This is a genomic window from Kitasatospora sp. NPDC091207, assembly GCF_044768625.1.
Lineage (GTDB): Bacteria > Actinomycetota > Actinomycetes > Streptomycetales > Streptomycetaceae > Kitasatospora.
This window is the reverse complement of sequence record NZ_JBIVVS010000007.1, coordinates 179114-191343: the sequence shown is the minus strand read 5'-3', so window position 1 is coordinate 191343 and position 12230 is coordinate 179114. Positions and strand designations below refer to the sequence as shown.

The 12230-nt window shown below is 73.3% G+C and carries 10 protein-coding genes and 1 tRNA gene; 8 read left to right on the top strand and 3 right to left on the bottom strand.

Annotated elements, in window-relative coordinates; genetic code table 11:
* Window positions 1-211 precede the first annotated feature (211 nt).
* The 4 genes from ACIQTO_RS15405 (at window position 212) to mscL (ending at window position 4994) form a co-directional block, all read left to right on the top strand.
* Window positions 212-1696: a potassium/proton antiporter gene (locus ACIQTO_RS15405; RefSeq protein ID WP_402388072.1), complete on the top strand. Its 1485-nt coding sequence runs from the start codon at window positions 212-214 to the stop codon at window positions 1694-1696.
* Window positions 1697-2118: 422 nt separating this feature from the next.
* The gene (locus ACIQTO_RS15400; RefSeq protein WP_402388159.1) at window positions 2119-3390 is read left to right on the top strand and encodes an MFS transporter; all 1272 of its coding nucleotides are present in this window, start codon (window positions 2119-2121) and stop codon (window positions 3388-3390) included.
* Between the two features lie 237 nt (window positions 3391-3627).
* Complete coding sequence (locus ACIQTO_RS15395; RefSeq protein WP_402388071.1) at window positions 3628-3942, top strand: FmdB family zinc ribbon protein; 315 nt, start codon at window positions 3628-3630, stop codon at window positions 3940-3942.
* A 632-nt stretch (window positions 3943-4574) separates the two neighbouring features.
* Window positions 4575-4994, top strand: a complete 420-nt coding sequence (mscL, locus tag ACIQTO_RS15390; RefSeq protein WP_402388070.1) for a large conductance mechanosensitive channel protein MscL — start codon at window positions 4575-4577, stop codon at window positions 4992-4994.
* An 11-nt stretch (window positions 4995-5005) separates the two neighbouring features.
* Here the strand turns inward: mscL and ACIQTO_RS15385 are convergent, their stop codons facing one another.
* Both ACIQTO_RS15385 and ACIQTO_RS15380 read right to left on the bottom strand, forming a co-directional pair.
* A complete protein-coding gene (locus ACIQTO_RS15385; protein ID WP_402388069.1) occupies window positions 5006-5269 on the bottom strand; it encodes a hypothetical protein in 264 nt (87 codons plus the stop codon).
* Window positions 5270-5468: 199 nt separating this feature from the next.
* Complete coding sequence (locus ACIQTO_RS15380) at window positions 5469-6440, bottom strand: sigma-70 family RNA polymerase sigma factor (protein WP_329489273.1); 972 nt, start codon at window positions 6438-6440, stop codon at window positions 5469-5471.
* Window positions 6441-7003: 563 nt separating this feature from the next.
* Between ACIQTO_RS15380 and ACIQTO_RS15375 the strand changes: the two genes are divergently transcribed.
* On the top strand, window positions 7004-7813 hold the full coding sequence (locus ACIQTO_RS15375) for a phosphatase PAP2 family protein (protein ID WP_402388068.1): 810 nt from the start codon (window positions 7004-7006) through the stop codon (window positions 7811-7813).
* 148 nt (window positions 7814-7961) lie between these two features.
* The gene (locus ACIQTO_RS15370) at window positions 7962-8840 is read left to right on the top strand and encodes a carbon-nitrogen hydrolase family protein (RefSeq protein WP_402388067.1); all 879 of its coding nucleotides are present in this window, start codon (window positions 7962-7964) and stop codon (window positions 8838-8840) included.
* Between the two features lie 295 nt (window positions 8841-9135).
* Here ACIQTO_RS15370 and ACIQTO_RS15365 read toward each other — a convergent pair.
* Window positions 9136-9208 (bottom strand) — tRNA-Arg (locus tag ACIQTO_RS15365).
* Between the two features lie 315 nt (window positions 9209-9523).
* On the opposite strand from ACIQTO_RS15365, the gene ACIQTO_RS15360 reads away from it, so the two are divergent.
* Window positions 9524-11065, top strand: coding sequence for a glycosyltransferase family 39 protein (locus ACIQTO_RS15360; protein ID WP_402388066.1), 1542 nt, complete (start codon window positions 9524-9526; stop codon window positions 11063-11065).
* Between the two features lie 155 nt (window positions 11066-11220).
* Entirely contained in the window at window positions 11221-12222 is a 1002-nt protein-coding gene (locus tag ACIQTO_RS15355; protein WP_402388065.1) for a YhjD/YihY/BrkB family envelope integrity protein, read from the top strand.
* Window positions 12223-12230 lie beyond the last annotated feature (8 nt).

Sequence of the window (12230 nt, the reverse complement as noted above, 5' to 3'; positions counted from 1 at the left end):
GCGGGCGTGCACGGGGGACGCTCACGGTGGGATCGGAGGAGGTCAGCGAAGGGACGGAGGAGACCCGTGTGAACAGCGAAGCTAAAGATATGGCAAAATGTTAGACTGAGTAACGATCCGCTAGGGGACCAATCGCCCCGGCCGGTCGGCTCCCTCCGGCCTCACCGCCGACAGACACCCCGCCCGCCCCCAGCCTCCGAGGTGCCCCTGCGTGAATGTCGACCACCTGAACCAGCTGCTCCTCGAGTTCTCCGTGATCCTGCTGGTCGCGGTGGTCGCCGTGCGCATCTCGACTCGGTCCGGACTGCCGAGCCTGCTGATCTACCTCGGCATCGGCGTCGCGCTCGGCCAGAACGGCCTCGGCTTCGCCTTCAACAACGCCGAGCTGACCCAGGTGATCGGCTACGCCGCCCTGGTCGTCATCCTGGCCGAGGGCGGTCTCAAGACGAGCTGGCGTGAGGTCAGACCGGTGATGCCGGCCGCCACGGTGCTCGCCACCGTCGGCGTCGGCATCAGCGTCTTCGTGACCGCCGCCGGCGCGCACTGGCTGGTCGGCCTGGACTGGCGGACCTCCATGCTGCTCGGCGCGATCGTCTCCTCGACCGACGCGGCCGCCGTCTTCTCCGTCCTGCGGATGGTGCCGCTGCCGCACCGGCTGACCGGGCTCCTGGAGGCCGAGTCCGGCTTCAACGACGCGCCCGTGGTCATCCTGGTCGTCGCCTTCGCCACCACCGGTGAGCTGGACTCCTGGTACGTCCTGATCGGCACGATCGTCGCCGAGCTGGCGATCGGCGCCGCGGTCGGCCTCGCGGTCGGCAAGCTGGGCGCGTTCGGGATCAAGCACGTCGCGCTGCCGTCCTCCGGCCTCTACCCGATCGCCGTCCTGGCGCTCACCGTGCTCGCCTACGCCGGCGGCGCGCTGCTGCACGGCTCCGGCTTCCTCGCCGTCTACATCAGCGCGGTCATCCTGGGGAACTCCAAGCTGCCGCACGGCCCGGCGGTCCGCGGTTTCGCCGACGGCCTGGCCTGGATCGGGCAGATCGGCATGTTCGTGCTGCTCGGCCTGCTCTGCACCCCCGCCACCATGGGCTCGGCCGTGGTGCCCGCACTGGTGATCGGCGGCGTGCTGGTCTTCCTGGCCAGGCCGCTGTCGGTGGTGCTCACGCTCACCCCGTTCAAGCTGCCCGGCCGCGAACAGGCGCTGCTCAGCTGGGCCGGGCTGCGCGGGGCGGTGCCCATCGTGCTGGCCACCATCCCGATGGTGTCGGGTGCGCCGATGGCCCAGGACGTCTTCAACATCGTCTTCATCCTGGTCGTGGTCTTCACCCTGCTCCAGGGCCCGACCCTGCCCTGGGTCGCCAAGTGGCTGAAGGTCTCCGAGGGCTCGATGGGCCAGGACCTCGGCATCGAGTCCGCACCCCTGGAGAAGCTGCACGGACACCTGCTGTCGGTGGCACTGTCGCCGACCTCCAGGATGTCCGGCGTGGAGATCGGCGAGCTGCGGCTGCCGGCCGGCGCGGCGGTCACCCTGGTGGTCCGGGAAGGGAGCAGCTTCGTCCCGGACAAGGCCACCGTGCTGCGCGGCGGCGACGAACTGCTGGTCGTCACCACGGACGAGGTGAGCGAGGCAGCCGAGCGGCGGCTGCGGGCCGTGGACAAGGGCGGCAAGCTCGCCGGGTGGCTGTACGGCCGGTGACCATCGGGGCTTCGCCCAGCATTCACCCGCCGTCGGCGGGACAGATGTGGATGTCCTCTGTATGGTGGGGGAAAGCGCGTCATCTACGCGCGTATATGTAGAACGATCGACACACCCCAGCATCTGTCTGAAGCAGAGTTGGCGCGACCGCTCGGCGGCCGCGGCCCGGACCTCGGTAACCACGCCGGGCCGGCCCGGTAACTACCCCGGTCGACGCGCGAGAGGACGACTCTCGGCGCCGTCGGGGCCACCCCATGCCCCTTCCGCGCTACCAGGCAGCAGGAAGGACGACCGTGACGGCCCGCCGAACGGTCGACAACACCGCGGACACCCGCGCCACCCAGGTCACGCGCCCGGACACCCGACCGGACACCGAGACCGCCACCGACCGGGGCGCACCCGCCCGGGTCGGGTACGGCGCACTGCTGCGCACCCCCGGGGCCTGGACGTTCCTCGCCCCCGCCCTCGCCGCGCGGCTCCCGTACGCGATGCTCAGCCTGGGCATCGTCCTGCTGGTCCTGGACACCCACGGCTCGTACGGCACGGCCGGCAGCGTCGCGGCGGTCTCGGCCGTCGCCCAGGCCTTCATCGGCCCGCAGACCGGCCGGCTGGCCGACCGCTACGGCCAGGCCGCCGTGCTCGTCCCGAGCGTGATCGTGCACGCCGTCTCGGTCGGCACGCTGATCGCGCTGGCGCTGGGCCACGCCCCGGTCTGGACCCTCTTCCTCGCCGCCGCCCCGGCCGGCGCCAGCGTGCCGCAGGTCGGCGCGATGGTGCGCGCCCGCTGGGTCGCCAAGCTCTCCGCGGAGGGCGCGGGGCAGTCGGCCCCGGGCCTGTCGGCGGCCAAGCTGAACACCGCGTTCGCCTTCGAGTCCGTGACCGACGAGTTCACCTTCGTGATCGGCCCGGTGCTCGCCGGCGCCATCGCCACCTCGGTCACCCCCGCCGCCGGACTGATCGCCGAGGCCGCGCTGACCGTGGTCGGCGGGCTCGCCTTCGCCGCCCAGCGGCGCACCGCGCCGGCCCGCCACCCGCACCAGCCCGGCGCCCGGCGCGTCTCCGCGCTCTCCTCACCCGGCGTCCGGCTGCTGGCCGGCGCGTTCCTGGGCGTCGGCACCGTCTTCGGCGCGATGCAGGTCTCGGTGACCGCCTTCACCGAGTCGGTCGGCCAGCCCGGGGCCAACGGCACCGTGTACGGGATCTTCGCCGGCGGCTCGATGCTGGCCGGCGTGCTGTACGGCATGGTCGCCTGGCGCCGGGCCGCCCGGCACCGGATGCTCGCCAGCTACGCCCTGCTGGTCCTGGGCTGCTCGACGCTCTGGGCGATGCCCAACCTGGTCGCGCTGTCCGTGGCCGGACTGGTCTGCGGTCTGGCCATCGCGCCGACGCTGATCACCGGGTACACCCTGGTCGAGACGCTGGTCGCGGACGGCGCCAAGACCGAGGCCTTCACCTGGCTGACCGGTGCCATCGGGCTGGGCCTGGCCGTCGGGTCCACCGCGGCCGGGCGGCTGATCGACGGGCACGGGCCGTCGGCCGGGTTCCTGGTGCCGATGGCCGGCGCCGGACTGGGCCTGGTCGCGCTCGTCTCGCTGCGCCACCTGCTGGTCGCGCCGGGTGCGCCGAGCACGGTGGTCGCGTCCGTCGGCGAGCGGAGCGCGGCGCCGCAGCTGGTCGGGGCGGCCAAGGGCTGAGCGGCGGCGGCGCGGCACGGGGCGCTGGGCGTCGGGCCGGCCTGCGGGGCGCTGGGCGGGGTGCCCGGCCCGGGCGGGGCGGGCCCGCACCCGGCCGGGCCCGGCCGGGTGCGGGAACGGACTCTTCGGCGCGCCCCCGGCTCATCTCACATTCGAGTCGCTGGACTGATCCAGCGGAATGCCGCATCATTGACCATCGTTAGCACTCATCAGGCGAGAGTGCCAGGAGGAAGACAAGTGCCCACGTACCAGTACCAGTGCACCGAGTGCGGCAACGGCCTGGAGGCGGTGCAGAAGTTCACCGACGAGGCGCTGACCACGTGCCCCGACTGCCAGGGACGACTCCGCAAGGTCTTCTCGGCCGTGGGTGTGGTCTTCAAGGGCTCCGGCTTCTACCGGACCGACAGCCGTTCGTCGTCCAGCAGCTCCGTGAGCACCGGTTCGTCGACGGCCGCGAGCTCGTCGGCGTCCTCGACCTCGTCGACGTCCTCGTCCTCGGGTGGCTCGGCCGCCGCGGCGAGCCCGGCTCCGGCGGCGAAGCCGGCCGGCTGAGTCCAGACTTCGGAAGGCCCGTGGGCCCGCGCCACCGCGCGACCCACGGGCCTTCCGGCTGCCCGGGTACGGGTGGCGGGGGCTGGGGGCGCGGGGGCTGGGGGGGGCGCGGGCGCGGGCGCGGGCGCGGGTCAGCCCACCGCATCGTCAACCGGCCGCAGGTCGACTAGCTCGCGCGGGTGTACGAAGTTGTCCACAGGGCCGAGTTGTCCACAGGCTGGGGACAGGGCTTTCGTCGAGCGCGCGGACCGCGCAGAGTCTGCGTCGGAAGAGCCGGTCCGCCCCGCGGGCCGGCGCCCTGCGACCACGGCGGTGCCCATGTCGACCACGAGCCTCCCCCTGCGCCTTCCCCTGCCGCTCCCCGCCCCGGCCGTCCCGCCACGACGGGAGGTCCCGCCGTTCCCGCCGATCCGACGCGGCGGCGGCCGCCTCCACCGGCTCCGCCGGGCCGCCCGGCACCGGGCCGGGGCAGCCGCCCTGCTGCTGCTCACACTGGCGGCCGCGTCGGCCTGGGGGCCCGCCCGGGCGGGTCTGTCCCCGCCGGGCGCCGCGCCGATCGGCCGGACGGGTTGTCAATCGGGTGCCCTTGAAGATCACCCGTAACCGGACAACGACTTCGTCGTTCACGCGGCATGAAAGGCTTCAAGGAATTCCTGCTGCGCGGAAATGTCGTCGAACTCGCCGTCGCCGTCGTCATCGGCGCGGCATTCACCAACATCATCAACGCCTTCGTCAAGGGCGTGATCAATCCGATCGTCGGCGCCTTCGGGGCCAAGGACCTGGGCACCTACAGCTCGTGCCTCAAGGGGCCCTGCGAGGTGAGCGCGACCGGCGAGGTCACGACCGGCATCTTCATCCTCTGGGGCTCCGTGCTGAGCGCCGTCCTGCAGTTCGTCATCACCGCGGCCGTCGTCTACTTCTTCCTGATCCTGCCCATGAACAGGCTCGCCGCCAGGCGCAAGAGCCTCGCCGAGATCCAGGCCGAGGCCGAGGCCAAGGAGGTCGTCCTGCTCACCGAGATCCGCGACGCGCTGGTCACGCAGCAGCGCTGAGCGGTTCCCCGTCAGTCGCCGTGGTGCGGCGGGCGCTGGCTCAGGTACCAGTCCAGTCCCCGTCCACCACTCTCCCCCGCCCCCGGGCGCCCTCCCCAGCCGGCGTCGGTGTCGTCGGCGGACTGCTGGTCCAGCGGGTCCCGGAACACCAGCCGGGCCTTCGTCACCGCCTCGGCACCGACAGCCGCGGCCTCGTCCACCGTCGTCACCGTCTCCGCGTCATCCGTCCTGTCGGCGCCGTCCACGCCGTCCCGCCCGGGCTTCTGCTCGGCCACCGGCCCGCCTCCGTCTCGCACATGGTCCACTCCTCCAGCCTAGAAGCTTCCGCCCCGGCCCACGCCCGGTCTCCGAACGCGCGTGGGGCCCGGCGCGGAGCACGTCCCCACCGGGCCCTGCCGGTGACCGACGGCGCGGGCCCGGCCGCACCGTCCGTCGCTGCGGCGCGAAGGCCACCGTCGGCGCTCCGGAACGCCGTCAGGCGGCCTCGAAGCCCGCGTGGTCGGCGATCCGCTTCAGCTCGGCCAGCGCGTGCTTCTCGATCTGGCGGATCCGCTCGCGGGTCAGCCCGTGCTGCTTGCCGACCTCGGTCAGCGTCCGCTCGCGGCCGTCCTCCATCCCGTACCGCGACCGGATGATCGAGGCCGTCCGGTCGTCCAGGCGCCCGATGAGACCGTCCAGCTCCTCCCGGCGGAGCATGACCATCACGGCGTCCTCGGGGGAGGTCGCCCCGGTGTCCTCGACCAGGTCGCCGAACTGGGTCTCGCCCTCGTCGTCGACCGACATGTTGAGGCTCACCGGGTCACGCGCCCAGTCCAGGACGTCCTTGATCCGTGCCTCGGTGGTGTCCAGTTCGGCCGCGATCTCGGCCGGCTCGGGCTCGCGGCCCAGCTCCTTGGACTTCTCTCGCTGGACCCGCCGGATCCGGCCGAGTTCCTCGACCAGGTGGACGGGCAGCCGGATGGTGCGCGACTGGTCGGCGATGGACCGGGTGATCGCCTGCCGGATCCACCAGGTGGCATAGGTGGAGAACTTGAAACCCTTGGCGTAGTCGAACTTCTCCACCGCCCGCACCAGGCCGGCGTTGCCCTCCTGGATGAGGTCCAGCAGCGGAAGACCACTGCGCGGGTAGCGCCGCGCGACGGCGACGACGAGGCGGAGGTTGGAACGGATGAACACGTCCTTGGCGCGCTCGGCGTCCTCGGCTATCGCCTCCAGCTCCTCACGCTTGACGCCCTTGGGGAGCTCCGCCTCCTCCAGGAGGTGCTGGGCGTACACACCGGCCTCGATCCGCAGCGAGAGCTCGACCTCCTCGGCGGCATCGAGCAGGGGCGTCCTGGCGATCTCGTCGAGGTACATGCCGACCAGGTCACGGTCGGCCTCAAGGTTGGTCGGGCGGGCCGCGCGAGTCCGGTCGGCCCTGTCGCGAACGACGGCACGGGTGGCCATGCTTGCTCCCTTTGCTGGTAGTGCCGGAGGTCTGCCTGCCTGCCCCGAGAGGGCAAGAAATGCGGGCCCCGGGGGGCTCACACGTAACGATCCAACGAACAGATTCCGGACAACATTCCCAAGTCGCTCAGATTCTTCCAGCGATGCAGTATCCTGCCGGTTTTCACCGCGATCCTGGACGGAGGGTGACCGGCCCGCCACCACAGGTGCCAACCCGGTGACCGTTCCGGAGCGTTCGCCACAGCCGGTCACCGCACTCGGCCGGCGCGGCGGGCGACCGGCGGCCGGCGACGGACCCCCGGCCGGCCCGCACCCCGGGCGAAGGGGCGAACAGCCTTCGCGGGGCCACCGACCACTCCTTCGCACACTCTTCACTTCTCTCAACCCGCCGACAGCCGCCCACGTTCCCGCGCCGCCCGCCCCGAACGGTCGCTCCCACCGCGTCCACGCCTCGAAGCCGCCCGCGCCCGCGCCCCGGCGCACGCAGGTTCTCCGCACAAAAGATGCCAAATCGCTATCGCCACGGCATCCGAACAGCACGACGCACTGGGAAGGTGTCAGCCATGCACCTGACCAACAGCTCGCCATCCCTCACCCCGCGTAATCGCCACCTGCTTCGGCACGCGGCGCTCGCGGTGGGCTGTACCGCGCTGTTCGCCGTTCTGGCCGCCCTGGTGCAGACCGCGTGGTCGCCGCTCGCCGGCTTGGACCAGGGGTGGATCGACGGCATGCACGGCTACGCCCGGGACCGGAGGGTCTGGGTCGCCTCGGTGCAGATGCTCTCCGACATCGGCGGCACCATCACCATGCGTACGCTGCTCGGCGTGGCCGCGGTCTGGCTCTGGCTGATCGGCGCCCGGGTGCTGGCCTCCTGGGTCGCCGCACAGGCCCTGATCGGCTGGGGCCTCCTGTGGGTGCTGAAGCTCTCCTTCGACCGCCCTCGGCCGCACTTCACCGACCCGGTCGCGCACGCCGGCGGGCCGGCCTTCCCCTCCGGGCACGCGATGGCCTCCGCGATCACCTGCGCCGTCCTGGTCGGACTGATCTGGCACCGGGCGTCACGCGGCGGACGGATCACCGCCTGTTCGATCGCCGCGCTGACGGTGCTGACGATCGGCTGGACCAGGATCGCCCTCGGCGTCCACTGGCCGAGCGACGTCCTGGGCGGCTGGCTGGCCGCCGGGATCGTCCTGGGCGCGGTCACCGTCGCCGTCGAACTCTGGCGGCCCGGCGCGCTGGCCCGGGACGTCCGACGGGTCAACTGGCGGACCAGGCCGAGGGTCCAGCGGGTGCTGGTCTCCCCGACGGCGCCGGTGCCCTACGACCCGGCCTTCGAGGAGGCCGTCGACCGCCCGGACGGCGCGGTCGGCTGAGCGGACGGCGGAACGGACGCCGGACCGGTCGAGCGGGACCACCCGGGCCGGCGCGTGGCTCTGGTCGGCGCGGATCGGCGTGCCGGGCCTGCGGAAGTGGTGCCCCCGACCGCGTCCGGCCCACCGCCTACCCCATAATCTGGCCGCCATGCCGCTCCCCTCGACGCCCGACCGCCCGACCGTCTCTCCCGACCACCCGGACCGGCCGCTGCGGATCGCCGCCGCCCAGGCCCAGGCCGTGGCCGGCGACATCCCCGCCAACGTCGCGACCGTCGCCGAACTGGTCCGCGAGGCCGCCTCGGCCGGGGTCCGCCTGGTGCTCTTCGCCGAGAAGTTCCTGTCCGGCTACGAGCCCGAGCTGATCCGGACCGACCCGCTCAAGTACAGCGTCCAGCCCGGCGACCCCCGGCTCACACCGATCGCCGACGCCTGCCGGGAGAGCGGCACCGCCGCCGTCGTCGGCGCGGCCGTGCGGGACGCCGACGGCGAACTGCGCATCTCCGCCCTCGTCTTCGGCCCGGACGGCTCGCTCGCCACCCGGTACGACAAGCAGTACCTCTTCAAGTCCGAACGGGACACCTACCGCCCCGGTGATACCGGCCGCACCCTCCAACTCGACGGCTGGCGGCTCGGCCTGGGCATCTGCTACGACTCCGGCTTCCCCGAGCACGCCCGCGCGGCCGCCCTCGACGGCTGCCACGCCTACCTGGTCGGTGCCCTGTTCAGCGTGGGCCACGGGCACCACGAGTCCCGCACCTGGTTCCCGGCCCGCGCGCTCGACAACACCGTCTACACGGTGCTGGCCAACCACATCGGCGCCACCGGCGGCTGGCAGACCTGCGGCGCCAGCGCGGTCTGGTCCCCCGACGGCCGTCTCCTCGCCGAGGCCGGCCCGGACCGGCGCGAGCTGGTCGTCGCCGACCTCGACCCGGAGGTGCTGCGCGCGACCCGCGAGAGCGAGAGCCTGCTCGAGGACCTCGCCACCCGGCCGCCCGTCACCACGCGGGAGCAGTCCCTCCTCGGCTGACCTCCCGGTCGGGGCCGGCGGCGACCACGGCCCCGACCGGGCAGTCCGGCGGTCGCTGGAGCCGTCGCGCCTCGGTTCGACCCACCCGGCCACCCCTGACGCACCACCAGGAGCACGCCGGACGGCAGCCCCCACCGGCGCGGTGCCGCTCCCCTGATCACCCGGTGGGCCGCCCCGCCCGGAACGGTTGCGGCTGTGGCTGTGGCTGCGGGACCGAGTGGGCGACAAAGCCCGCCGAAACGCCACAGGCCCTCCAGCCGGATCGGCGGAGGGCCTGTGACCTGCACGTTCGTTGTGCCCCAGGCAGGATTCGAACCTGCGACACCGGCTTTAGGAGAGCCGTGCTCTATCCCCTGAGCTACTGAGGCGGGGTCGTTCGCGGTCGGGCGGCGCGCATGGTGCGAGGAGCCCCGGCCGACCGCTGACAGCCTAGCGGATCAGGGCGTGGCCACGCCGGGAAGGGCCGTCGATCGGGGGCGGCCGTCGACCGGGGCGGGGCCGAGGGCGGCCCGGCCCGGGCCGTCGGAGTCCGCGCGACGGGTGCGCGAGCGGGTGGGAGCATGGGAAAGGTCCTGGTGGCGCCGGCGACGGGGCGTCACATCCTGCCCCGGCGGCCTGGCGCGGCACGGCTCCCCCCGCCCCGCCCGCAGCACCGCATGACCGCAAGGACGAGGCGTTTCACCATGAGATCAGCCGGCCTCCCGCACCCGGTCCTCCGGACCCTGGGACAGGTGTGGCTCTGGCCGGCGCTGGCGATGCTCTGTGTGGGCGGCTACGAGCTCGGGACCCCGGAGCTGTGGCGCGACGAGGTGACGACCTGGACGGTGGCCACCCGCTCGCCCGGCGATCTGCTCGGGCTGCTGCGGCACACGGACGCCAGCAACGGCGCGTACTACCTGCTGATGCACGTCTGGACCTCGGTGTTCGGCGACTCCGCGATCGCGCTGCGGCTGCCCTCCGTGCTGGCGATGGCCGGGGCCGCCGCGTTCGTGGCGCTCACCGCGCGGCGGTTGTTCGGCGGCCGGGTGGCGGCGATCAGCGGCGGGCTGCTGTTCACCGCGGTGCCGCAGATCTCGCGGTACGCGCAGGAAGCCCGCTCGTACGCCGTGGTGACCTGCGCGGTCGCGGCGGCCACCTGGTTCCTGCTGCGCGCGCTGGAGCGGCCGACGCCGCGGCGCTGGGCACCGTACTGCGTGGCGATGGCGGTGGCGGGCACCGGCCACCTGATCGCGTTCGCGACGCTGGCCGGCCAGTCGGCCGTGGTGCTGCTGCACCTGTGGCGGACGGGCGGAGCCGTGGCGCGGCGGCTGCTCCGGCAGTACCCGTCGGCCGTGCTGGTGGCGGCGCTGCCGGTGGTGCCGGTGGTGGTGCTGGGCAGTCGGCAGTCCGGACGCCAGCTGGGCTGGGTCGGCACGCCGGCCTTCGACCAGCTGCGGCACTTCGGTGAGCCGTTGTTCGGCTCGGCCGGGGTGTTCCACACCTTCGTCCTGCTGGGTCTGCTCGCGCTGGTGGCGCCGGGGCACCGGCTGCCCTCGCTCCAGCTGCTACTGCTCGCGGTGCTTCCGGTGGTCGCCGTCTGGCTGGTGTCGCAGGGCAGCACCTCATACTTCGTCGACCGCTACCTGCTCTTCACGGTGCCGGCCTGGGCGGCGCTGGCCGGCGGCGCGGTGCAGACGGTCCACTCGACGGTGGCGGCGGCCGCACGGCGCAGCCGGACGCCGCGGCAGGTCCGGGCCGCGGGCGCGGTGCTGGCCGTCGGGCTGATCGCGGTGCCCGCCGTGGTGGCGCTGCCCACGCAGTCCCTGGTGCGCTACCCGGGCTCGCACTCCATGTCCCGTGCTCCGTACCGGGCGGCGGCCGCGCTGATCTCGGCCGGCTACCGGCCCGGGGACGGGCTGGCGACTCCGCTCGGCGACCAGGGGTGGGCGATGGTCGGGGACGGCGTCTCCTACTACCTGCCGAAGGGCGTCCGGCCGTACCCGGTCTTCGTCGACCGCAGCGCCGTCCAGGCCAGGGACCTCTTTCCGACCACCTGTCCGCAGGCGGTCGCGTGCCTGGGGCCGGGGCAGCGCGTCTGGCTGGTCGTGCTGGGCAACACCGCCGACCCGCTGACCGTCGTGCCGGCGGACCAGGCGCGGGCCCTCCGGGCCAGGTACGGGCCACCCGAACGGGTGACACCACTCGGCGGGATGACCCTCGCGCTGCTGGACGGCGCCACCCACTGAGCCCGGCCCGCTCGCGCGCCCGGTCCGGCACCGCCACGACAGCGGTCCGCCCCGGATGCGGCCGTCCGGTGGTCGGGTGACCATGGAGCACGGTGACCAGGGCGCTTCCGGCAGCCCGCCCGTCCACGGTCGGGACATGCCCCAGGAGGACGCCTGTGAGCGAGCACCCGGTCGGACGGGTGGCCCGGCTGAAGAAACGTTCGACGGAACTGGCCGGGCAGGCACGCGGGCTCCCCGAGCAGGTGCCGTTGGTGGGCCGGGCGATCGGCCAGCTGCTGCGGGTCAACCTCCTGGACTGCGCGACCCGGCTGGCCGCCCAGGCCTTCCTGAGCGCGCTGCCCGCACTCTTCGTGGTGGCGGTGTTCACCCCGGCCGCGGTCCGCGACGGTCTGGTGCGTTCGCTCCGCAAGGAACTGGGGCTGGAGGGCGCGGCGCAGCAGTCGCTGCAGCAGATGCTGCAGACCAGCCATGACCAGGAGACCAGCATCGGCCTGATCGGCGCGCTGGTGACGCTGATCTCGGCGACGACGCTGAGCCGGGCGATGCAACGGGTCTGCGAACGCTGCTGGGAGCTGCCCAAGTCGGGGTCCCGGGTGGTGGCCTGGCGCTGGCTGGTCTGGCTGCTGGTGTGGCTGGTCTGCCTGGTGTTCCAGACGCCGGTACGGGACGGCTTCGGCCTGGGCGCCTGGCTGGGAATCCCGCTGACCTTCCTCGACGCCACGGCGCTCTGGTGGTGGACGCAGCACCTGCTGCTGGTCGGCCGGGTGCGCTGGCTGCCGCTGCTGCCGGGGGCACTGCTCTGCGGGGCGGTGGTGGTGGGGCTGGGCATCGCCGCACGGGTCTACCTGCCGCGCGCCATGGGGCACAGCGTGACGCAGTTCGGGCCTTACGGGGTGGTCTTCACGGGTCTCTCCTGGCTGATCGTGATGTTCACCGGGCTGACGCTGGCGATCGCGCTGGGCCGGGTGGTCGCGGAGGAGGAGACGATCGCGCACTGGCTGGGTTCCCGTACCGAGCCGGGCGTCTGGGGCGGCGCCCGGCTGGATCCGGCCGAGGCGGACGGGGAAGGCGAGGTCGAGAACGGTGCGGCCGGAGCCGGCGGCGCGGACGAGGGCGGCACGGGCGGGCCCAAGACCGGGGGACCCCGGGCCGGCTGACGCGCCTC

Bases quoted from the DNA above. Each gene is read 5' to 3' on its own strand.
- mscL (WP_402388070.1), top strand. From the start codon at position 4,575: ATGAAAGGCTTCAAGGAATTCCTGCTGCGCGGAAATGTCGTCGAACTC.
- ACIQTO_RS15380 (WP_329489273.1), bottom strand. From the start codon at position 6,440: ATGGCCACCCGTGCCGTCGTTCGCGACAGGGCCGACCGGACTCGCGCG.
- ACIQTO_RS15375 (WP_402388068.1), top strand. From the start codon at position 7,004: ATGCACCTGACCAACAGCTCGCCATCCCTCACCCCGCGTAATCGCCAC.
- ACIQTO_RS15370 (WP_402388067.1), top strand. From the start codon at position 7,962: ATGCCGCTCCCCTCGACGCCCGACCGCCCGACCGTCTCTCCCGACCAC.
- ACIQTO_RS15360 (WP_402388066.1), top strand. From the start codon at position 9,524: ATGAGATCAGCCGGCCTCCCGCACCCGGTCCTCCGGACCCTGGGACAG.